Origin of the sequence: Bythopirellula polymerisocia (genome assembly GCF_007860015.1) — a bacterium.
GTDB lineage: Bacteria > Planctomycetota > Planctomycetia > Pirellulales > Lacipirellulaceae > Bythopirellula > Bythopirellula polymerisocia.
On sequence record NZ_SJPS01000002.1, the window covers coordinates 404,151 to 427,409 of the forward strand.

Annotated in this window: 16 protein-coding genes and 1 pseudogene; 12 read left to right on the forward strand and 5 right to left on the reverse strand. The window is 52.3% G+C overall.

All coding sequences use genetic code 11. The annotated features are described in order from the left end of the window. The first annotated feature begins 285 nt into the window (after positions 1 to 285). Both Pla144_RS25490 and Pla144_RS25660 read left to right on the forward strand, forming a co-directional pair. The gene (locus Pla144_RS25490; RefSeq protein WP_197530477.1) at positions 286 to 501 is read left to right on the forward strand and encodes a zf-TFIIB domain-containing protein; all 216 of its coding nucleotides are present in this window, start codon (positions 286 to 288) and stop codon (positions 499 to 501) included. 519 nt (positions 502 to 1,020) lie between these two features. Next, the gene (locus Pla144_RS25660) at positions 1,021 to 1,143 is read left to right on the forward strand and encodes a hypothetical protein (protein ID WP_449240209.1); all 123 of its coding nucleotides are present in this window, start codon (positions 1,021 to 1,023) and stop codon (positions 1,141 to 1,143) included. A gap of 90 nt (positions 1,144 to 1,233) precedes the next feature. On the opposite strand, the gene Pla144_RS07795 is transcribed toward Pla144_RS25660, so the two are convergent. Beyond that, positions 1,234 to 3,222, reverse strand: coding sequence for an endo-1,4-beta-xylanase (locus Pla144_RS07795; protein ID WP_197530478.1), 1,989 nt, complete (start codon positions 3,220 to 3,222; stop codon positions 1,234 to 1,236). Positions 3,223 to 3,839: 617 nt separating this feature from the next. Here Pla144_RS07795 and Pla144_RS07800 point away from each other — a divergent pair. From Pla144_RS07800 to Pla144_RS24495, 10 genes are all read left to right on the forward strand, one after another. After that, a complete protein-coding gene (locus Pla144_RS07800) occupies positions 3,840 to 4,844 on the forward strand; it encodes a LacI family DNA-binding transcriptional regulator (RefSeq protein WP_197530479.1) in 1,005 nt (334 codons plus the stop codon). A 147-nt stretch (positions 4,845 to 4,991) separates the two neighbouring features. Continuing rightward, on the forward strand, positions 4,992 to 5,696 hold the full coding sequence (locus Pla144_RS07805) for a PEP-CTERM sorting domain-containing protein (RefSeq protein WP_146449754.1): 705 nt from the start codon (positions 4,992 to 4,994) through the stop codon (positions 5,694 to 5,696). Positions 5,697 to 5,914: 218 nt separating this feature from the next. Beyond that, positions 5,915 to 7,270, forward strand: a complete 1,356-nt coding sequence (locus Pla144_RS07810; protein ID WP_146449757.1) for a hypothetical protein — start codon at positions 5,915 to 5,917, stop codon at positions 7,268 to 7,270. Between the two features lie 110 nt (positions 7,271 to 7,380). Next, positions 7,381 to 8,460, forward strand: coding sequence for a DUF1559 domain-containing protein (locus Pla144_RS07815; protein ID WP_146449760.1), 1,080 nt, complete (start codon positions 7,381 to 7,383; stop codon positions 8,458 to 8,460). Positions 8,461 to 8,501: 41 nt separating this feature from the next. Further along, positions 8,502 to 8,948, forward strand: coding sequence for a hypothetical protein (locus Pla144_RS07820; RefSeq protein WP_146449762.1), 447 nt, complete (start codon positions 8,502 to 8,504; stop codon positions 8,946 to 8,948). A 100-nt stretch (positions 8,949 to 9,048) separates the two neighbouring features. Further along, the gene (locus tag Pla144_RS07825; RefSeq protein ID WP_197530480.1) at positions 9,049 to 9,360 is read left to right on the forward strand and encodes a mannonate dehydratase; all 312 of its coding nucleotides are present in this window, start codon (positions 9,049 to 9,051) and stop codon (positions 9,358 to 9,360) included. A gap of 42 nt (positions 9,361 to 9,402) precedes the next feature. Further along, positions 9,403 to 10,800, forward strand: coding sequence for an MFS transporter (locus Pla144_RS07830; RefSeq protein WP_146449768.1), 1,398 nt, complete (start codon positions 9,403 to 9,405; stop codon positions 10,798 to 10,800). Between the two features lie 38 nt (positions 10,801 to 10,838). Next, positions 10,839 to 11,990 carry an endo-1,4-beta-xylanase gene (locus Pla144_RS07835; RefSeq protein ID WP_146449770.1) on the forward strand — a complete coding sequence of 384 codons (1,152 nt, stop codon included), beginning with the start codon at positions 10,839 to 10,841 and terminating at the stop codon, positions 11,988 to 11,990. 87 nt (positions 11,991 to 12,077) lie between these two features. Then, positions 12,078 to 14,411, forward strand: coding sequence for a glycoside hydrolase family 3 N-terminal domain-containing protein (locus Pla144_RS07840; RefSeq protein WP_197530481.1), 2,334 nt, complete (start codon positions 12,078 to 12,080; stop codon positions 14,409 to 14,411). A gap of 666 nt (positions 14,412 to 15,077) precedes the next feature. After that, positions 15,078 to 15,248 (forward strand): hypothetical protein, encoded by a 171-nt coding sequence (locus tag Pla144_RS24495; RefSeq protein ID WP_197530482.1) that lies wholly within the window; start codon positions 15,078 to 15,080, stop codon positions 15,246 to 15,248. A gap of 160 nt (positions 15,249 to 15,408) precedes the next feature. Here the strand turns inward: Pla144_RS24495 and Pla144_RS07845 are convergent, their stop codons facing one another. From Pla144_RS07845 to Pla144_RS07860, 4 genes and pseudogenes are all read right to left on the reverse strand, one after another. Next, positions 15,409 to 15,594 carry a hypothetical protein gene (locus Pla144_RS07845; protein ID WP_146449773.1) on the reverse strand — a complete coding sequence of 62 codons (186 nt, stop codon included), beginning with the start codon at positions 15,592 to 15,594 and terminating at the stop codon, positions 15,409 to 15,411. Positions 15,595 to 16,173: 579 nt separating this feature from the next. Continuing rightward, positions 16,174 to 16,257, reverse strand: a pseudogene (locus Pla144_RS25495) (PEP-CTERM sorting domain-containing protein); the annotation flags it as partial. A gap of 83 nt (positions 16,258 to 16,340) precedes the next feature. After that, on the reverse strand, positions 16,341 to 18,743 hold the full coding sequence (locus Pla144_RS07855; protein WP_146449775.1) for an SUMF1/EgtB/PvdO family nonheme iron enzyme: 2,403 nt from the start codon (positions 18,741 to 18,743) through the stop codon (positions 16,341 to 16,343). A 183-nt stretch (positions 18,744 to 18,926) separates the two neighbouring features. Next, complete coding sequence (locus Pla144_RS07860) at positions 18,927 to 23,144, reverse strand: serine/threonine-protein kinase (protein ID WP_197530483.1); 4,218 nt, start codon at positions 23,142 to 23,144, stop codon at positions 18,927 to 18,929. Positions 23,145 to 23,259: the final 115 nt, after the last annotated feature.

Consider the following 23,259-nt stretch of genomic DNA (forward strand, 5'->3'; position numbering starts at 1 on the left):
GATCAGCATCTCTAAACCCGTCGATGCAGTAACTTCTTGACACAGATTTTTTCGTGCCGGAAACTTATACGATCTCTCAGACTGAGACGCTTGGCCTCGGGCCAGGAAATGCTCCTTCAAACGAAGGTTTTCGGAACTCATCCGGCTGGGGGTTCCGCTGTAACTTGCGAATATAACTTTCCGCGATACCCTGAACTGCATCAATCCATTACGAAAGGCGGCGCCTTATGCGATCGACTTCATCTGCGTGCGGAAGAAAATTCGCCGCCCCACCTGGTAGGGTACATGCGGTGCCCGAGGTGCCTCGATGGCAGGCTGCAAGGCATCACTTACACCCTCTCTAACTCGATAAGAATCGACCGCTGTGAGAAGTGCCTGGGCCTGTGGATCGATGAGACCGAACTGGACGCCATTCTCCATGAAGAAAAGTGGCTCGAGTCGGAATTCTTGCCTGAGCACCTCACCGCAGTTCTGAGGCGGCCGAGTAGTTCGATCTCCTAAGTTCAGAGCGAAGAACTTGCATCCCTGTCCAAGAAACCGACGTCAATTCCCAGTAAGCCAAACTGCGGACGGTTGTACAAAAACCAATTCTAACGCTCCACTCAAACCCGCACAGGTGCCACTACCGACGTCAGTTTGGGAGATGCGAAACTGAAAGAAGATGGACCACCCGATCGGAGTTGTGCTCGATGCGAACTTGCAGAGGTCTTGTCCGAGATTTGACACCTCTGCGACTTGGTAAAATAGCTTGCAGCTGGCCAATCTCCAAACTGAGCGAGTCGCGTCTCACCTCTGCGAGCGGACACTCTCTTACGGGGGAAGCGGCGGCGAATTTGCAGGCACTGAGAAGCGTTAGGTAGTGCACCCACAGGTCACTGGTTCGAATGATGACCGCTCTTTTCGAAAGTGTATATTGGGCGATGGTTTTACAAGGAACCCCAGCCGGAGGTTGAAAGTTACTGAAAAATGACCGAGTAGTACTACCCGCATTGCAGAGTAACTATCCCTCATTGGGCGTAGGTGGCCATCAGCGAGGAGGAACCCGAGATTCTCTCTTTCATCAATCGCAATTGTCAGAAAAGATTGCGGACAACCATAAAAAGTGTCATCGAGGAGTTTGAACGCAAGCCTTTTGGCTGGTAGCCGGCAGCAATCCTTTGCACACTTGCCAAATTTGTCGGATGTGGCAAGGTAGAAGCTCGCTCGGATAGTCGATTGTTGAATTCGTGGCGTTCAAATAAATTCAAGATGCTTTCTTCTTCGGTAGAAGCAGTTTTGAACGAGAACGAATAATAGGAACAAACTCCATGAAGTTGGTTCCGGGACTACTGCAAGAGGAAGATTTGGAGAACTGCCGAATTGTCTTTGCCACAGTAAATAATCATTGCCATCGACAATTCCGTCTCCATTTGCATCGCCTGATGATTGTACTGCACCAGAAGTAGTCCCATAACCAGTTGACCAGATCGTGAGATCTTTGTCATCAACATCACCGTCACCATTGAAGTCAGCACTAAGCATTGGAAGTGAGACGTCAAGAATCAGGCCGCCGTCAGTAAGTGTGGCGATGACAACTTGTTCTACCCCATTCTGCGTCACAGTTATTTCATATTCGCCTTTAAAGCCCCTCAGATCGACTGTACCAGCTAGTGCGGAAGTGAGTTCCTCGTCGGTCCACCAGTCGGAGTAGACTAGATCGAGATAGGCCTGGCCATTCGGTTTGATGGACCAATCACTGTTGAACATTGCCGCTTCCGGTCGCCAATGGGCGTCTTCCCAAAAACCCCACATCAGAAAGTCATCGATGCCTTCATGAGCGAAGACGGCCGTAAGAAAATCTCGAGTGAAGTCCGCCTGTAGTTGCTCATTAGTGGTGCCGAAGTCGAACTCAGTAATTTGCATATCGAGTCCTAGTTGATCGAACCGATCAAAAATCGTCCAAAGATCTTCTGGACCTGTCAAATCACCTTCCGAGAAGTGAGCTTGGAAGCCGATGCCGTCGACCGGGGCGCTATTGTTGAGAAGGAATTGCACTGTGTCAAAGTATTCTTGTTGGTTAAAAGTGTTCGTTCCACCGGCCGAGGAGAGAATGCCAAAATTGTTTATGTAACGCTTGGCCGCAGGGTCAGCAGCCAGGGCTGCGTTGAACCAATCGACCATCGCGAGATCGCCCTCGGCAAGATTGTCCATCACGTCATGATTGGTGCGTGTCTCGTTGATCACGTCCCAGGCCGCGAGTTGCCCGGCAAAATTACCAGCGATGTCGGCAATGTGATCGAAGATAAGAGTTCGCATTTGTTGTTGCTGAGCTGCATTGAGCGGAGTGTTGTTTAGCAGGTTTTTTACAGAGGTCGGCAGGTTGCTATAACCCGGCCAAACCAGAGTGTGCCCGCGTACGTCGATTCCTTGCCCGTTGAGCCAGCTGACCGCGTTCTGCGCACCGGACTTGGTGAAACTGCCACCCCATTCACCTTCCCATGGTGGCCACTTGAGATTATTTTCTATAGTCGCAAGATTGAACAATTCAGCAACTTTTTGCTTATAAGTTGCATGGACAGGGTTGTTGTCGCGCAATCTACTCGCCACTACTGCTGATCCGAAACCGAATTCATGCTCAGTCATTTGCACTGAGACATTTGCACCGGAAATCGCGTTTCCCAGGGCGTCTGTGACATTTACCTGGAGGTTTGCTTTGCGGTTGGCTTCAATTCGAGCCGCGGCTTGGGCACGCCAAGGGGCATCCTGTTCCGCTCCCGGGTAGGCTGGAGGAGCTGAGACAGCGTCGGAGATCGCAACTCTATCAAAATTCAAATCAAACGGGGAAGGGGAACTAAACGTGCCAAGAACCTGCCAGGTGGTGATGTTGCTTAGGTCTAAATTGGCAAAATCACCAACACCATGGGTTGGATTGGCTAGCGTCGTGGCAGAAACTAAGGTGCCAGGAACGCCGACATCAAGATTTGAGACGCCGAGCGTCCACTTACCGGTTCTCCCAGAAGAGTCGATCAATTCGAGATCAAATTTATCAACTCCATTGCCAGGGTTAGCAAGCATATCGACGACGAATCGGCTATCGGAGTACGATGACAAGTTGAGCAATTGACCAGTCCCGGCACCACCCGAGTCATCCACTAAGTCACGGAGTCGAACCGAATTCGCTCCAACGGTTTGATTGAAGCCACCAAATGTGTAGTCGAAGCCTGTGCCGTTGAAGTCGGACAAGGTTAGCTCAAGTGCAACTATCGGTCGGGCAAAAAGAAAGCAAAGTATCGAGATGGCAAACTGAAAACTGATGAAGGCCGCCCGCAGGGTGCAACTGGACCTGATAGTTAGTGGAGCGGTATTTCGAGCCGATATTTTTTGCATCGTTTCAAGTGACTCTAAGAAGTAAAATGCAATAGAATGAAGAAGACTGTCGAGGCTGCTGCATGCCAATCTGTGGTCACCTGGACAATTATTCGAAATGAGGCCACTTGCCTCATCCCTTCCAATGAAAAAGCCAAAGTACTGCACTCAAAGCACTAGAAGGAAGCACTAGAGGGAGCAGGAAACATGGATGTTTACAGCGTATTAACGTGAATTCTCTCATAGAATGACAGCGCTGTCAAATATTTCCCGCCGAATTGTTGACATCTATTTGAAATAGGACTATTATCGAAAAATTGCCATGAAATGTGGTCAATTGCTATTTGACAGCGCTACCAGAATAGGCGTTTATTCTCTTCCAATTTGTAATTCGGTTCATTCACTACGAGTACACAACTCTTCGGGCGAAATAGGTTGGCAATTGCCTCCTTTTTGACTGAAGATTGTTAGAAAGTATTGCGGAGGATCACTACTTGTCAGCTACTCTCAATGATATTGCTCGAAAAGCGGGAGTATCGCACTCGACAGTTGCGCGCGTTCTGAGAGGCGACGTGAAAGGTGCACAGAAACGCAGTGCCGAGAAGTCAGCTGAGATTTTACGCCTCTCAGAAGAATTGGGCTATCAGCCTGATTGGCGGGCGAGGGCCTTGTCGCGCCGCAAAACACAGACGATTGGCCTGCTGTATTCCAATCCAAACTGGATTTTTGAAGATCCGATGAATGAAATTGCAGTCTCCTTTACAGAGTCACTGCAAAAGCACAATTACGATTTGAGGCTGATACCCGCCAATTCAGAGGATCATTGGAAGGAACTTGTTTTCGGCGGTGCAGTCGACGGTCTGGCAATGCTATTACATATCCCCGAGGGCACTGAAGAAGCGATCTCGAAAAGTGGGCTTCCGACGATTCTTCTCGGAGACAAGCTTGACGACGATGTGCCTCATGTCGTGCCGGACGATGTGGGGGGCGCCTATGCGGCTACTCGTCATCTGATTGGTCTCGGACATAAACATATTGTCTTCTACATCGATGAATCGATTCGTCCGCATGTGAGTGTCCGCGAGCGTGAACAAGGTTTCAGACAGGCCATTGAAGAGGCCGGGGATTCTGTGCGGGGAGAAGTATGGAACATTAGTACTGACGAAGCGATCGGCCGACTACTAGACAGCAAACGGCCAACTGCAATGCTTGGCTATTGCCATGTGGAAGCACTACAAATCACACATGCAGCTTGGACTCACGGGATTTCGATCCCGACCGATCTAAGTCTCATCGCATTTAACGATATGATGATTACTCGCTGCATGACACCCCCTCTGTCGGTAGTTGGGTTCGACATGAAAGAGATGGGACATCGCGGGGCCGAAATGCTTGTGCAGCGCATCGAGCATCCTCGCTCAGTAGATTTAGAAAATATTGTGCTACGCCAGAAACTGGTCATTCGCGGCACGACGGCCCCACCAGGGACGAGGAACTAGCCGAGGCGTAGTTTTAGTGAATCTAGGTTGTGTAGTTTAAAGAGTTGAATCGGCCGTTTTGGCCGTTCGTAGTGTTTGGAATTTTTCTGAGTTGTTGTTCTGCGTAGAATAGCGGCGTAACTTGTCACGTTTTGGAGGGAGAGTCTCATGAGAAGATTTGTTTTCTGTAATTGTCTTACTGCTTTGACTTTAGTTGGGTTGGCTACGGCCAGCTACGGCGTAACTATTGTTTCTGAGAACTTTGATCCTTTGTCAGGGGGAGCAGCTCTTCAAGTTGGTTACACGTTTGGAGATACCGCAAGCAGTTCTACGGGTATTGGAGTTGGTGCCGGACTCACTGGTGACTCATGGCAGACCGTCAACACGACGGCCGCGAATGGAAATGGCTTCTCTGGGGTAGGAGCACAGTATCAAAACGGCGCTATTACGGGCAATACAAGCTCGAATTTAAGTGATTACACGCTTTCTTTTGATGCCAAGGCTGATGGGGGAAGCCTGAATATCCAGATTGAAACCTTTGCATTACCAGGATTTGGTGGGGGAGTCACTGGCAAGCTCAATACCGCTCCAGACAATCCTGGTTTCGGGAACGATCAACTACTAAACAATACTTACACTCACTACGATTTGAACTTGGGTGATACGGCGATCTTCATGGCAGATTCCGGCATTGATATGTCTGGTGGCACGATTCAGATTACTTTCCAGTTTAATGGCACGGGTGCTGCACCTTTTACGCAAGCTTTGAATGTTGACAACTTAAAGCTCACGATGATTCCTGAGCCTATGACTGCTTCGCTTTTTTGCACTGGAATGCTTGCTTTGATCGTTCAGCGCAGAAGAAAGAGCTAATCAGAATTTGAAAGACAGATTTTTTTGCGAATTGGCTTCCTGCTTGCCTGGGGTAGAGTAGGCGGGGAGCCGTTTGTTTCACTTCGAATAGATACAGAGAAACCGGATAGATAACAAACTGTGGGGAATCAATTGCATGCCTGTCTGGTTCGTCTACTCCAACTACAAATTCTTTACCTACTCTCTCAGCGGAAATACTTATCAACGGAGACTTAGACATGTCTAAGATAAATCGCAGAAAGATTGGTGCCATTGCGGCACTTTTACTTATACTCACTACTTCCAGAAGCGATGCCGCCGAATTCGCGAGTTACGATGCAGCAGTTCACGATGCGAGAGGATTTGCATTCGCTGACTTCGATGACTTCTTTGCAGTCGATACGTCGGGGGGCGTAATGAGCATCGACATCAACAATGATATCGATATGGCAAACGGCTTGTTCGGTGGCATGGGGGCCGACTTTGTGGCAGATTTTAACCCTGCAACGACCCAGCTAGAGATCATGCTGACTGTCGACCCACTGAACGTCGCCAGCAGCTTCAACATCGTGCTTGTGGACAACGATGGGGTCGACACAGGCGAGGAATACCAATTCTCATTTAACCTGACTGGCGTAACACCCGGTCTGCCGACGCTGCTAACCCAGTCACTCGTCAGCCCTGGTCCAGTTTTTCGCCAGGCCGCCTTCAATCAGATGGATGGAGATATGATCCAGAACTACGGACTTCGTCAAATCCAAATTCAGAGTGCGTTTGGCGGCACCGACCGGTTGAAGATCGACGTGGATAGCGTCAAGCTGGTCGATCCGGACGATCCCTTGTTGATCGAGTTCAACACAACGACTTATGAAGCTCAAACACAAAAGTTTACTTTCGGTACCTTCAGCGAGACGGGTGTGCTCGATGCCTCCGGCTCAACTTTCTTGATCAACGCCGACCCAGCCGGAACCGGTGGGCCCAGCGGTGGTTTTGGCTTCACTGGATTGAATGTTGACTTCGACGCCGCAGACTACCAAATCGAGATCGAGGCAAGGCTGCTCGGAAACAATACAGCCGACCAGTTCAATCTGCTGTTAGGCGACAACGATGGCGATGATAGCGGCCCAGGATTAGGCAGTGAAGACTTTAATTTCTTCGTCGATACAGCCAACTTCAACACAAGTACTTTCAGCACGTTTACAATCCCGTTGGGGAGCGGCTCTGAAACCGACTTTGTGACAACCTTCGGTTTCACTAATGGTGGCGATGGCCTGCAGAATTTTGGGCTAAGCCAGATGCAGATCCAGGCGAGTGGCGATGATCCTGGTGTGCTGGGCATAGAAATCTTGCGGTTCTCGATCGTCGAGCGTCCTCCAGGTATTGCAGGTGACTTCGACGGCGATGGCGACGTGGATGGACATGATTTCCTGGTCTGGCAACGAAATCCTGCTGTCGGAGATTTGTCCGATTGGCAGACTAACTATGGAGCGCCGCCGCTGGCAGCCGCAACGAGTGTTCCTGAACCAGCCACCTGGATGCTCCTGCTGTGTGCTACTGGCGCGATGCCCATTCGCCGAATTACAGAGAGGTCCTAATTGAAGTTATGGCGCCGGTGGGTTGGGCAGCCCATCGGCGCCGCTAATCATTTGTTCGCTGGCCGTGCATTACGCGCCAGAGCTTTTCAACCAATTTGGGAACGGAAGTCATGACAAGTCCCATCATCAGACGCGGTTTTACTCTGGTCGAACTCCTGGTCGTTATTGCAATCATAGGAGTGCTTGTCGCGTTGCTGCTGCCGGCGGTTCAAGCCGCACGAGAGGCGGCACGGCGTATGAGTTGTGTTAACAACCTGAAGAATGTTGCGTTAGCTGCAATTAACCATCATGACCAGCGTGGCGCTTTTCCGATCGACGAGGATTACTTCAACGGCAATTCTGTCCAGGAAGTTGATCTCGACTCACTCACCTTTTCTTGGCAACCACGCACTAAATTCGGTATTCCGAAAGAAGGCCTCGACGGTGGTGGCTGGATTGTCCGCGTTTTGCCTTACCTCGAACAACAAGCACTTTACGATAGATTTGATATCCCCGGCCACGGACTGAACGGCGATTGGAACGACAGGCAGAATTTGGGGATGAACTACACTCTCGATCCGACCTTCCGCGCTGCGGTGGAAACGCAGCCCGCGGTCCTCGTTTGTCCCTCGGACGAATTTGGCGGGCTGCAACCAAATCAGTTTCCCTATTCTGATAGTAGTGTGCCATTTGGCAGGGAGCTTACTGTTGCGACAACGTGCTACAAAGGAAATGCAGGCGATGGACACTTCGAATTCTTGCCTAGTTTTGCCCCGCAACCTCCCGGACTCTATACCTACGATCCATTATTTCAATGCTACACTGGCGATGACTGCGTAGGGATGTTCTGGAGGACAACCTACATCCGCGGTGGCGTTGAGTTACGTCAAGTAAGTGACGGTGCAAGCAACACGTTTCTTATCGGAGAATCCTCCCCGGTTGACGGTAACAGCGCCGCATGGTCGAGTGACGGCGATTGGGCCATCACCGCGATCAAATTGAATTGGGACCCTCAGACATCGGGCGCCTGCACGAATCCCGGTGCAAGGGAGTGCTGGACCCAAAATCGTGGCTTTCGCAGCAATCATCCTGGCGGTGCCAACTTTGCAATGGTCGATGGCTCGGTGTCGTTTGTGCAAGACGATGTTAACCCGTTGGTTTATCGAGCTCTCTCGACGCGCAACCGTGGCGAAACTAGCTCCAGAGATTGACATTCATGTCGCACACTCAGAAATTCCAAGGAGCGAAATGGATGCAAACCTTATTCTGTAGACACCTCCCAAGCAGCGGTTGTGTTCGGGGCAGCCTTGTCCTAGCCGTTCTTGTCACCTGTCTTTCCGGGTGCGGGAGCAAATACGACTCAACGGCCGTCGGAATCGTGACCGTGAATGGAACGCCGGTTTCTCCTGGTCTCGTCACTTTTGTCCCTGAGGATCCTTCTGCCGTACCGTCGATAAGCAACCTCGACTCGAACGGAAAATTCGAGCTCAAGACGAACAAACTGCCAGGTCTTCCACCAGGTAAGTACCGTGCGTCGGTACAGGCCTTCCGTCCGCCGGATGTTCCAGAAGGTCAACGCAGCTTCGAACCATCCGAACCGCTGGTCCCCGAAAAATATCTGCAAGTTACCACGTCGGGTTTGGAATTCACCGTTGAGCCTGGCAGCAACACCATCGATATTGAGTTGAGCTCGAAGTAATCTAAATGGCCCCTTAAACTCACTGACTATTGAGTCCCACTCTAGAGGTTACTTTCGAAGTTGTATGTCAAGCTAAATGTGGCAAAGAAGTTCAGTTCGTATGGCAAGGCTCCTGTGCCCACAACGTTTTAATGGCGAGCGTGCTGAACAAGCGGTCCACCCTAGCGATCCTCCCATGCCCACAATGTGCGGCCAACCTCGTCTTGTAGCTCAATCGAAGTTGTATCAGAGATTGCTCGACTTATGTACTAGTACTGCAAATGCACAGGAGTACTGCCTCGGCACATTCTCAGCGATAACGAAAGGGGGTGATTACGAAGCAACGGAACAATACAGCAGTCACATGATGAATGCCTATGTTTACGTTGGCAACTTCGCAGGTAAGCTGCCTCACAATCACGAGACTTGGTGAGTCAAACACTTTTTACGAGAAGCAGATCTTAAGAGAATTCCTATGCATCAAGACTCCCAAAAACTGTCGGTATTGGAAAAGACCGGGTACAGCCTGGGCGATTGCGCTGCCAATTTTGTGTTTCAAACACAAATCATGTTCTTGATGGGATTCTACACCGACGTATTTGGAATTGCTGCCTCGACTGCCGGATACATTTTTCTGATTTCGCGATTGTGGGACGCTTTCAACGATCCCATGATGGGTGCGCTTGCCGATCGAACTGATACGCGATGGGGAAAGTTCCGCCCATGGATTCTCATTACAGCGATTCCATTCGCGATACTCTTTGTGCTTTGCTACACAGTCCCCAATCTTAGCACGACTGGAAAGATTATTTGGGCTGTGGTTACTTACAATCTTCTGATGATGATCTACACGGCCAATAACATCCCCTATTCCGCACTGACCGGCGTGATGACAGGTGATCGGGCAGAACGTGGTAGCCTGGTAACTTGGCGCTTTGTTTTTGCGATGATAGCCCAGTTTGTGGTGCAGACCTATACGCTCAATATCGTGGCTTCTTTTGGTGGGCAAGCAGATCCTGCTGGCGCATGGCAGAAGACAATTGCGTTGTGGGCCATCATTGCCGTAGCGTTTTTTGTCGTCACATTTGCCACTACGCAAGAGCGAGTAAAACCTGACCCACAGATCAAGAGTTCGCTTCGTGGAGACGTGGCCGACTTATTTGGTAATCGCAATTGGGTGGCGCTTGCGGTGGCCACAGTATTTATCTTTATTTGCCTTTCTATGCGAGGCGGGAGCACATATTACTATTTTCAATACTATATTCGGGAAGGGGAGGTTTTTGGACGAGCCCCATCCTGGCAGGATCTATTCGGGTGGTTTAATGGATTGGGAACACTGACCACGATCGCCGGGGTATTGCTTTCCAAGCCACTAGCAATGCGATTCGGGAACAGAGATGTCTTCCGGGTGAGTCTTTTTCTGACAGCCATCTGCATGGCTGCCTTTTATTTTTTGCCACCCACTGCACTTCTAGCGATCTTGTTATTGCAGATGTTGCTACAGTTTGTTTATGGCACGACGATTCCCTTGCTCTGGGCTATGATGGCAGACGTGGCAGACTTTACCGAGTGGAAGACGGGTCGCCGAGCGACCGCCATGACATTTGCTTTGACCGTATTCGCATTAAAGCTGGGACTGAGCCTAGGGGGGGCCTTGCAAGGCTGGCTGCTCGACTACTACCAGTATGCTCCTAATGCAGCGCAATCTGAGCGCACCATGGAAGGGATCCGATTGCTCATGAGCGTGTTTCCAGCCATCTCGTTCTTCCTCGGAGTTGGAGCATTGCTCTATTACAAAATTGGAAAGGCGACGGAATTGGAAATGCACGAAGAGCTCACGGAACGTCGCAGACGACTCCATGCAACCCTGTAGTTAGAAACTAAGATTCAATCCCATTGGTCGATTTGAGTATGAATAAAACCGATTCAAACGTTCTATTTCAACTAGTGTTCTGTTGCATTTGCGTGCAAGTGAATACGGCATCGGCCCAGCAAGCCACCTTGAAGGAGGCCTTCAAAGAGGACTTCCTCGTAGGAACTGCTTTAGGTAATGCGCAGGTGCTCGGTAAGGTGCCTGCCGCTTTGGAGTTGGCGGCCAAGCAGTTCAACTCAATTACTCCCGAGAATCTGCTTAAGTGGGAAAGTGTGCATCCTGAGCCGGACAAGTACGATTTCAAGGCTGCGGATCAACTCGTGGATTTCGGTAGAAAGCACGACATGTTTATCGTCGGCCACACCTTGGTCTGGCACAGTCAAACGCCGAAATGGGTCTTCGAGGACGAACAAGGAAAACCCCTCGAACGTGACGCATTACTTGAGCGAATGCGGGACCATATCCACACCGTCGTTGGTCGTTACAAGGGAAGAATCCACGGTTGGGACGTTGTGAACGAGGCCATCGTCACCGAGCCGCGTGACGAGAGAAAGGGCGCCTGGCGCGAGACGCCCTGGAGTATGATTATTGGCCCTGATTACATCCAAAAAGCATTCCAATATGCACATGAAGCCGACCCCGACGCCGAATTGTACTACAACGACTTCGACGAATGGAAGCTCGGCAAGCGAGATTATATAGCCAAGCTCGTCTCCAATCTCAAAGACAACAACATTCGCATTGATGGCATCGGCCTACAAGGTCATTGGGGGCTCGACTATCCCACGGTGACCGAAATGGAATTAATGTTTCAAGACCTAAGCCAACTTGGCGTGAAGTTGATGATCACAGAACTTGACATTAACGTATTGCCAAGGCCGTCCCGCCATACGGGTGCAGATGTGGCGGTCCGCTTTCAGGATCGACCAGAATTCAATCCATTTGCCACTGGTCTACCCGATGATATGCAAAAACAACTAGCCAATCGGTATGAGATAATCTTCCGCATATTTCACGACCATCGGGATAGTCTCGACCGAGTAACCTTTTGGGGTGTCGACGATGGGCAATCGTGGCTCAACTATTGGCCGATTGCCGGTCGAACAAATTATCCCTTGCTTTTTGATCGCAACTACCAGCCCAAACCTGCTTTTTACGCTGTTTTGCGGGTAGCCGAAGATGAAAAATAAACTACTGGACATAGAATACTTTAAGTGCAGAGGCAATGAAGAATGCACTACCACATAATAGAACGCTAAACTCAGGAGATTCTTAGTTTGTCGATTGATGCTATTACTGTTTCCACTCCCATTTATCAGCTCGCGGATAAGCCAATTGAGCAGCGCGTTGCCGACTTGCTTTCTCGGATGACGCTCGAAGAAAAAGTGGCGCAGATGGTTTGTGTCTGGAACGAGAAGAACGATAAGCTTCTCGACGAGCAGGCATGCTTTGATCCGGTGCGCGCCAAATCTCGCTTTGGGCATGGCCATGGTCTTGGACAAGTAGGACGATTGAGCGATGCGGGTAGTAACATGGGAAAGAGCTTCGCTTCGGGACGAAACGCTCTCCAAATGGCTGAGCTCGCAAACACGATCCAACGTTGGTTTATCGAGAACAGTCGGCTAGGCATTCCCGTGATCTTTCATGAAGAGTGTCTACATGGACTGATGGCGGTGGACGCAACGAGCTTTCCTCAGCCGATTGGCTTAGCTGCAACGTTCGATCCCGATTTGGTTAGAGAGGTCTTCCAAGTCACTGCGAGTGAAACACGATGCCGTGGCGGGCACCATGCTTTGGCTCCCGTTGTGGACGTTGCCCGCGATGCGCGCTGGGGTCGTGTGGAAGAAACTTTCGGAGAAGATCCCTATCTAGTCGCCACGATGGGAATCGCTGCAGTGCTAGGACTACAGGGAGATCGGTCATTTCAGGACGGCCGTAGCGTGATTGCGACATTAAAACATTTTGCCGCACATGGTCAACCAGAATCAGGAAACAACTGTGCTCCGGTCAACGTGTCAATGCGCGTATTGCGCGAAGTTTTCCTCTACCCATTCAAACAAGCAATTAAACACGGCAAGGCCTTGGCCGTGATGGCTTCGTACAATGAGATCGATGGTGTCCCATCGCATGCCAATCGGTGGCTTTTACGTGACGTATTGCGGGATGAATGGGGCTTCGAAGGTATAGTTGTATCGGATTATTACGCCGTTCGTGAACTCAACGAGAGGCCCGAACTCTACGGGCACCATTTGGCCGCCGATGGCAAGCAGGCTGGCGAACTAGCTGTCCGAGCTGGAGTAAACATCGAACTTCCCGAGCCCGATTGCTACAAATCGCTAATCGAGAGTGTTGACGCTGGTCTGGTCACCGAGGGCAATATCGATGAATTAGTCAGTCCACTCTTGAAGCAGAAGTTTCAACTTGGGTTGTTCGACAATCCATACGTCGATCCGGAGGTCGCCCAGCAAATTTCTGGCAGTGAAGAGCATCGCACGATTGCCTTGCGAGCTGCCCACAAGACCATTACTCTGTTGAAGAACAGAAATCAGACGGTACCGCTCGATTTGGACAAGATTAGCACCATAGCGGTGATAGGTCCCAACGCAGATCGAATTCTCTTGGGTGGCTATAGCGGTTTGCCACGTTTCCAATCAACCGTACTTAAGGGGATACAAGACCATGTAGGCACGTCGGCTCAAGTGGTCTATCACGAAGGATGCAAGATCACCAAGGGAGGGTCCTGGTTCGAAGACACAGTGGTACCGTCCGATGTCGAGGAAGATCGTCGCAGTATTGCAGAGGCAGTGGAAATCGCCAGGAAAGCCGACGTGATTGTACTCGCTGTTGGCGGCAATGAGCAGACCTCCCGCGAAGCCTGGATGGGAAACCACCTTGGTGATCGCACCTCTTTGCAACTCTTCGGAATGCAAGATGCTTTGGTCGATGCACTCGTTGAGCTAGGCAAACCGATTGTAGCCTTTCTGTTCAACGGGCGACCGTTGGCAATTGGCAACCTGTCAGAGAAAGCGGACGCTCTCTTTGAGTGCTGGTATCTCGGACAAGAGTCAGGGCGAGCAGTTGCGGATGTTTTGTTTGGAGACGCGAACCCAGGAGGTAAATTACCAATCTCGATTCCACGTTCCGTCGGACATGTACCATGCTTTTACAATTACAAACCTTCTGCCAGACGTGGTTACTTATTCGATGACGCGACACCTCTGTATCCGTTTGGTTTCGGACTGAGCTATACACAATTCGAAATCGGGCAACCAAGACTTGCTCATTCAAGGATCGCTGTAGGAGAATCGACATTTGTTCAAGTCGATGTGAAGAATATCGGCAAGCGCTTAGGTGACGTGGTCGTGCAGATGTACATCCGCGACAGTGTTAGCTCGGTAACTCGTCCAATCAAAGAGCTAAAAAGATTTCAACGAGTGACGTTAGAACCCGGGGAAAACCGAACAATTAATCTAGAAATCACACCAGATAGCCTGGCTTTTTATGACATTGAGATGAACCATGTCGTCGAACCTGGTGAATTCAAAGTTATGGTGGGTGACTCTTCTAGAGACTCGGATCTTCAAACCACAGTTTTGAAAGTCGTAGAGTAGTATCCGAAAATTAAGGACAAATCGCTCATGACTCAGGTCTCAAGCAAAATGATCCCATGAAGAATTGCGTTGCTTGAGCCCCATGCCAATACTCCCTCCTACTATCTATGCGAAAATGTAATCGAGTTGTGGAATGCAGATGTTGTAGGTTCATATCTTGTCAGCCGACTTACATATGTTTTACCAAAATCCGACATCGGTGAAAGAAACTGATCTTCATTTAGAGGGTAACCATGTCACAGAACTCAATCTCGGTGATCAAGCCATTCAAGTGAGAAGGGCTTTGTGTTTTTAATTGAGTTCACCGAAGAAGAGCGGGAAAAATGCCGTAGCCGGAATCTGCCTGCTTTGCAGCTAACGGCGCAGCAACGCAAGCAATTGTAGCTGACAGGAATCCCAGCTTTTGTGATTAGTCGTATTCTATTGATAATCTCATTAGAGAATAGACGATAAGAAAACAGTGGCGGTTTACCACCGACATATTCCTCATGAATTATGCCAAGCTGTGGAACAGCCGCCTTGTTGAGCAGAGTGCTCGGCCTTGAGCGGCACAATCAGTTGGCAGTATCTCTCGGCAGAGTTCTCCTGCATTGCCTACCTTCCTGCCTCAGCAGTCAATAAAATTCTGATGATGCATAGGTAGAATTCTCGTGCGGAAAGATCTACATGAAGGAGATCAAAATGGACACGTTACAGGGAAGTTTGAGGGTCGAATCCTACCGTACCGCGAACGATGTGAGTCTTGAAAACCGTATCGCGAATTACCTCTATCATCGCAACGTTCCAGGATGCGAAGGCATCCAGACAATGGCCAAGTTGGGGACCGTGGTAGTTTAGAGGGAAGTTGCCCTCTCGACATGCCAAATGGTTATGTATTGAATGCTGTCGTCGGGTGGCAGGAGTGATTCAATTGATCGACCAATTAGTCGTCAACCACAAGCGGATCAAAAGACCACGTCGACGCAAAGTCTCACCTAGCCTATTTAGCGGAACTCAATCAGCTCGGCGGCAACTGCTTTTGACGCGCTAGCCACTCGTTGAGGGTCTTACGCATCTGCTTGACGATCTTTTTGGATAGCTCCATGAGAGACGCTTCGTCCGTTGCATTTGGCTTGATGTAAAAGACTACTTTCTTGGCGTAGGACTTTTCATCAGAACTGGGTTCAGACTGAGGTTTACACAAGGTTTTTTTCCGAGACTTTCGGCAGCTGACACCTGCTGAAACTGCGGTCGGTGAATTCGACCTCAGGCAGTTCGCGGATTTCCAAACTGGCCGAGGGTGGACCACTCGACGCGGGTTTCGGGTGGAGCAAAGTCGCCGAGGTGTGTCTCAGAGTGAGACACCGCTGCGAGTTTGAAAAATCTGTTCCGGAGGAAGGTTGATGCACCCGCGGCGAGTTTGAGCGATGGCGAATTGACAGCGGTGGTCACACCTCTGCGGCGTTACGTTGCAGTAGGGCGCGTCCTCAGCTCGCTTGAACGAGTATCTCGTCAGACACGAAAGTTCCGAAAAACGGTCGTTATATCGGATTCTTGAGAAATGTAGGAGTTGTTGGGACTCGCCATGCCCTACGTGCCCTAAGCAACATTACGGCACCACCGTAGCGACCATCTCCGCAGCAACAGTCCTACAGCAGCCGGCGCTCTTAATAGTAGCGAACTTGGCTCAGAGACGCTTGCACATAACGCGGCCGGTGAGAGCGTTACGTCGCCGTGACGCCTCACCGGCCGGTCACTTGATCTGCTACGACCGAGTCTTACTTTACTTTGAAACTCGTCTCCTCCTGAAGACGACACCCACAGCAGCCAACGCTCCTAACATCAGCAAACTGGGCTCAGGGACACTTGCGGACGACCCGGCCGGTGAGAAGTGGTTGGCGCTACTGCCTCACCGGCCGGTCTCTTGGTCTGCTACAACCGAGTTTCCTTTTACTTTGAAAATTGTCTCCTTCTGAAGACGAAACCCACAGCAGCCAACACTCCCAACAGCAGCGAACTTGGCTCGGGAATGGCGATACGTGCGACGCGAAACCCACCATTGCTTGTCTCGGTGGTCGGTAAGTTGTTATTCCGATCGAGCGACTTCAGGCTGCTAGAAACATTGACATAGTCGCCGCCACGAAGGCCGCGAGCAGACAAAGCTGAGTCATTCACTAGGTCCAAATCGGTCTCTTCCCATTCATGAACATTGCCGCCCTGTCCGGCAGTACCGTAGGGGCTCAACACGCCTACATCGGTGATGTCGTTCGGCTGCGGATTGGAACCGCCATCAAAGAAGACAGCGTCAAACGCCGAATCGCCCGGAAAATCAATCCCGTCTGGAACGCTATCGCTTCCAGTGGGATAGTCGTAGTAAACTCCAACACTTGAGTCGTAGTAGGCCGCCTTGTACCACTCGTCAACGTTGGGCAGAAAATACCGCGCCAAACTGTTGCGATAGAGATTGTTGGCATCGTAGCCGGCGTCGCCCGGCTGCCATAGTTGGAAGCCGCCTGCACCAAATTGGTAGGCAGGCATATTCCCCGTGCTCGTGTTGAGCCAGTTGACGAATTGGGCAGCCTCAAACCAAGTCACTCCGGTCGCGGGCTTGTCCGGTGCGCGAGTGGTTTTAGTGATACCCAGTCCTCCTAGGGCGTTGGCCCTGTCAATCATGTTCTCAGAGACTTCAAACTTGCCGATGCGATATTCATAAGGAACCGAACCAACTGGGGCTGGGCTACCCGTTGTGTCCGCAGTGTTGCCCGGATTTCCGATCGTGACAAACTCGATGTCGAACGTGTTCAGCCCGCTGCCGAACGTGTCGGCTGTGACTATCCCAATTAATACTGGCGCGGCACAAACCATTAGCGCGGCCACGGAAATCGCCAGCATCGCTCTGGAGAGTATGTAAGGTTTCATGTTCGTTTTCCTTTCGTAGTCAGTGGTCCGCGGTGCAGTAAGAAGCAATCGCCACGGGCGCGCGGACCGTGTGCTCGGGCATGCGGCCCGGTTCAATACAATTCTGAAGTATCTGTTGCTGCCCACACACGTTCGCCCGCGCCGCGAATTCGTGGTGCAATACAGAATTCCAGCGAAGGCGACTATCAACAATGTGGCCGTCGATGGTTCGGGAACGGAGGCGGCGGACAGGGCCGCCGGTATGGGCCGCAGCAAGAAACCTCGTGCTTCGCTGATTGGCCGAGGAATTCCCATGAACCCGACGATGTCACCGTCATCATTGATTCCGTTCGCGTGTCCCAAGGTTGCGTTTCCCGCGTCGACCAGCGTGTTCAGGTTCGACATCGTCCCGTCGGAGTAGATAAAGGCCTGTTGGCCTTGTCGTTTCGTGTCGGACCAACCAACGATCTGGCCAAGTTTGTTCACGTCGAGCGCGTCGCTGGTTCTACCTCCCAGAGTTCCTAACACGGTCGTGGGATCAGCGGAATCAAACGGTCTCCACGCAAAGCCTCGATCTGGGGCGTTGTAATCTCCAGTTTCGTCGGCGCGCGCAGTCCCCACAACTGTGAGCCGCTCGTCACCGATAGGGTAGTCGTTGATTGCATTGATATTTGAACCTAGGTAACGCAGGGAATTGTTCAGTTGCTGTATCGCGAGTTCAGATTCTTCAAACCAAGCGATTGCCGCGTATCCTTCGTAGCTGCCGGCCATCACACCAGAGTTGTTGATGTCGGTTGGATAGAAGTTGCCGAGACTGACTGGGTCGTCGATGGTCCCGTCGTGACGCACCTGCCAGACGCTGCCCACTATTTCCCGATGATTCAGATCATGCACGATGTCGTACGTCCCGACCATCACACCGTCGTCGTTGATCGCGGAGGGATTTGTGTTTCGACCCGTTGGCGAGGGAACTTCTTGGTAAGAAATGCCTGGCACGTCCACGTATCCGGGAGACACCCAATTGCCTTGGTCGTCCTGTTCTAAAGCCCGGCTCGTCCCTCCAACGCGGACTCCAAAGCTGTTGATGCCGGTCGGGGTTACTTCCCACGCAAACGACGGTGTTCCAAGATTGACTGGGTCGGTGCTGGGAAAACTCCCATTGTTGTCGACATGCCACAGTGCCGGGTGAGGATCGGATGGGGCATTCGGGTAGCGCTGATACGATCTTCCGTAGATGAGGATGTCACCGGTTAAGTTTCGATTGGTAACGAAATCTGCATAACTCTGGAGCCCTAAGCCGCCGTTGTCAAATCCCAACAGATCAACCAATTCGTACGACGACGGCGTTCCTCCGCCCGGATTGCCTGGTTTTTTTGCCTGAGTCGGTGCGACGCAAAGCAGTGACGCAGCGGTGGCGGCCATCATGATCAGCGCGGCGTTTCTGGAGAGTAACATGGTAGTTCTCCTTTCACGGTAAGCGGTCCGCAGTACAATAAAACAGCCATCGCCCCGGGTGCGCGGACCGTGCGCTCGGGCATGCGGCACCGGCCGGTGAGTGGTGGTTCGCGCTACTGGCTCACCGGCCGGGTTTTTCGAATCTGCTACAAGCAGTTTCGCTCTAATACTTTCTAGGTCGATTCACTTCTCTGTTGGACTCTCTTCCTGTTCGCTTGCCTCGGTCTCGTCGTGTTCGAATAGGGCTTCCGCCTCGCGCCGGAGTGTGTCGAGCACCACCGTATATTGCCACGACGGATTCATGTGCTGCAGGTCTGTCGCGTGACGGTTTGCTGCGGCAAGGGACGTGGAGGCCTGCCGCTCGTCGTGCAGTTCGTGCAACGTCATCGCAAAAAGATATTCGCTGCACGCCAGCTCATAGCGGTCGAGTAGATCGCCGCCCTGATTCCGCTCGACCAGTTCTCTGAGTAACCGCGCGGCCTCGTCGAACAGCCGGTCGCGGTAGAGGCTGGCGGCCAAGGTCAGCGTAAAGTCGTCTGCTATCTCCTCTTCTGGACCGGACTCCCGCTTCTTCGCCATGCGTACGATCTCAGGCGGGGCGATCGGAGGATTGTCTGACAGTGCGCAGAGCCAGGCAGCGGAATTTTGGTTGGACGGTACCTCGCTGGTACCAAACTCCTTGGTCATCGACGAGCACTGCTCGCGGAAGGCTTCCATCTCGCCGGCTCCCAGCAACGCATAGGCGCGGCGGATACCGGCGAAGATCGCATATTTCAGGTCCGCTCCGATTGCTTTCGCATACTCTTCCGCGGCCCGGTCAAACTGGCCCAGTCCACCGAATGCATCTCCTCGAAAACGCCAAAACCCCAGCTCATCGGGCGCCAAATCGAGGAATCTCCGTAAGGCCGTTTGGTTGTACGGTCCAAACTGGCTCTTCGACAGTTGATAGTAGTCGATGGCCAGGTCATTGCTGCGCTTTCCACCGCTGGAGTAATCGTAGCCTTGTGCAGCGTCCCAGATATGAATATCGCCCTTCTGCGTGGCTCCGGCGAGCCGTTTCCCGTCGGGACTCCAGGCGAGGTGCGTTGCGTAATCGTCAGGAATGTCCAAGGTGAGTACGTCCTTGCCGTCGACGGCTGAGCAGATCTTGACCGATCCGTCGTTTGCTCCGCATGCGAACCGCAGATCGCCGCGGCACCAAGCGATCGAAGTCACGGGACTCGAAAATGTCTCGTTGCTCGTTACCACGCGTTGCGTAGTGACATCAAGTACTTCAACAAATCCCAAGTCCGACCCGATCGCAATCCTACTTGAGTCGTCGGCCCAGGCCAGAGACAAGATGCCGCCACCCATAACGTTGACACCGGCGGGACGATGTTTGAGCACTCGTTGACCATCGACTACCCGAACGACGTGAAGCTGATGTACGTGACCCACCCTTTCGCTGTCGCCTAGGTCTCCCGATGATGTAACGGCGACATAACGGCCGTCGGGCGACCATTTAATTTGCCGTATCCCGCTTTGCCACCATCGCGGTTTCCAACTAGAGACAAAACTAGCGCGGGCAATATCCCAAAAACTAAGGACGAACTTGTCCGTAAACTTGGTTCCAATTGCCAGTCGATTACCGTCGGACGAGAACGCTAACGACCGCAATCCGTGCGACGGTTCGAGTTGAATCGTTGCACGCTGGTTGCCCGTTTGTACCTCAATGACCCGAATTTCCTGGTTGCCGTCAGTCTGTGGCCCCACCGCCGCAAGTCGCCGGTCCGGACTGAATGTTCTTAGTCCGTCCACGACGCCAGTCTCTTCTGTCTGGAGAGGGTTATCAGCCAAAGCCCAATAGCAAAACGCCCCCTTCGCGTCATCCGTGGTCACCAACGTCTTGTTGTCTGGCAGCCAGGAGAGGGAATTGATGGCTGACTGGGTTGAGATGACTAGCGGTTGACGGGGCGCGTCCAAATTCCAGATCTTGATGTCACCGTTTTCAGCGATCGAGACGACACGATGGTCGTCTGGACTCCAAGAGACCGACCGGACCTTGCTGCGACCGTAAAAATCCGCTGTCGATTGCTGCAGTCCCACATCCCAGATCGTGACCGTGGTGCCATGACCAACCGCAAGTTGGGTGCCCGTGGAAATCCAGTCCACCTCGGAGACACTATCAAGAAAGTCGTGCTCGGACTCGACTTGCCAGTCGACAGCGGAGTACAAATACACGTGAGTTCCGGAGTTAACCGCCAGGACGCTTGAATCCGGATGCCAGGCCAGTGAACTGGCCTCCTTGGCAGAATGAATTGCATTGAGCAACTCTCCGCTAGCAGCGCCCCATACACGCAAAAAGGTGTCCTTTTGCCCGCTGATGGCAGCAATTTGCGTTCCGTCGGGGCTCCAGGCAACGTCTGGTTCGCTATCGTCGTTCGTCGAGAGCCTCCTGGTTTCCAAACCGGTCTGGACGTTCCAAATTCGTACGCCGTCCCTGCCGCCTGTGCACACGAATTGGCTGTCAGGACTCCAAGCTACGCCGATGACGGTGGCTTTCGTCCACTCATGATCACCTGGGCTAGGCTTTTCGTGACGCAGCGGTCGAACCGTATCGGCCATCCGATCCCAAATGTATAGGGTTCGGTCATCGGGATATGTCGCCCAAGCAAATTGTCGACTGTCGGGGCTCCAGGCAACTTTCACTTGGGCAATTCGGGAGGGTTCGACAACGCGGACGCACTTGCCGGTGTCCGCTTCCCATATCTGGCCCGCGACGGCGATAAGCTCGCCATCCGGGCTCCAGGCGATGTGGGGCCAATGGTCGGAATGAAATAGGGAGCGCTCTTCCGGCCGGCAGAGGGACCAGAGGTAGTACCATTCCCAGTCTCGCAGGTCGGACTCGTCGCCCAGCGGCAGATGGCCCAGCAGGTTCCGTTGCAGACTGCTGATATTGTTGGCCTTTAGATCCGCCTGAGCGGCCACTATCTCGGCGTAGTACTGTTCTTGGCGTGCGACGCGGCGTTGCTCGTCGGCGCGGTCGGCTTCGGTGAGAGCCTTCTTGGACTGCTGGTTGGCACGTTGGGCCTCCGAATTAGCCCGATCCGCTGCTTCCTCAGCCGTCGCCTCAGCAATCACTGCTCGGTCGCGTTGTTGGGTTGTTCGAATTGCCTGCCATGTGGCCAAGCCGGTACCGATGAGTAGTGCGGCCGCGATGGCAGCGGTCGTTGCCATCACCGCATTGTTCCGCCGCGCGAACTTGCGAAACCGGTAAGCCGACGACGGCGGACAGGCCTCGACCGCTTCGTCGTTGAGATAATGCTGCACGTCCTCGGCAAACTTGCTAGCTGTGTCGTACCGCCGTGCGCGATCCTTTTCCAGCGCCTTCATCACAATCCAGTCCAACTCGCCGTGGACCAGGGCGCTAAGCTGTTTGGGCTCAAGGTGCCGGTTGGCGGCGATCGAGGGGAGCGACTCGCTGGTGCTCAGCCGCAGGCTTGGCCTGGGCGGTTCTTCTTCGCGAATGATTCTGAGTAGCTCGTCGAAGGCGGCGCTGCGAAGTCGCTTACCGTCGAAGGGCGTTTCTCCCGTCAAGAGTTCGTACAGCAAGACGCCTAGCGAATAGACATCGGTACGCGTATCAATATCGAGTTGGTTGAGCCGCGCCTGCTCGGGGCTCATGTACTCGATGGTGCCAACAACTTGGCCGAACTCGGTAAATACGGTTTTCTCGGTCAACCGCTGTTCGATGGCTTTGGCCACCCCGAAATCAATGATCTTCGGAACGGGCCGGTCGTCGTAGTGGGCCACCATCACGTTAGACGGCTTGATGTCGCGGTGGATGATTCCTTTTTGGTGCGCATGCTGCACTGCCTGGCAGACTGGCAAGAACAACTCCAGCCTCTCACGGGGCGAGAGTTGGTGCTGGTCGCAGTATTCAGTAATTGCAATCCCTTTGACCAACTCCATCACAAAGTAGGGCCGGCCGGTGTCTGTGCTGCCGGCATCAAACACCTTGGCGATGTTTGGGTGGTCCATCATGGCCAGTGCTTGGCGCTCGGCCTCAAACCGGGCGATCACCTGCCGCGTATCCATCCCCGGCTTGATGACCTTCATCGCGACGCGACGCTCGATCGGCTCGGACTGCTCGGCCATAAACACGACGCCCATGCCCCCTTCGCCGATCTCCTGCAGCAGCTTGTAGGGGCCGATGGTCGTGCCGGGCTGCTCGGTCATCGGGTGGTCGATGGTGGGATTGGACATCGCCGGCTTATCGAAAAGACTGTTTCCATGGACATGTGCATGAAGAAGTTGGCTTACCTTACGGTAAAGATCCTCATCATCTCCCGCCGCCTTCCGTACAAACCCATCCCACTCTTCAGGAGAGTGCTCTTCTAAAGCCTCCTGAAATACGGACATCAATCTGTCGAATTCAACAGCCATTGCACGACCTTTTTGATTTGCCTCTGTATATCTATGCGAAGTAGAAGGCGTATTTGTCTCACGCCCCGAATAAGAAATTCCACGAACAGGC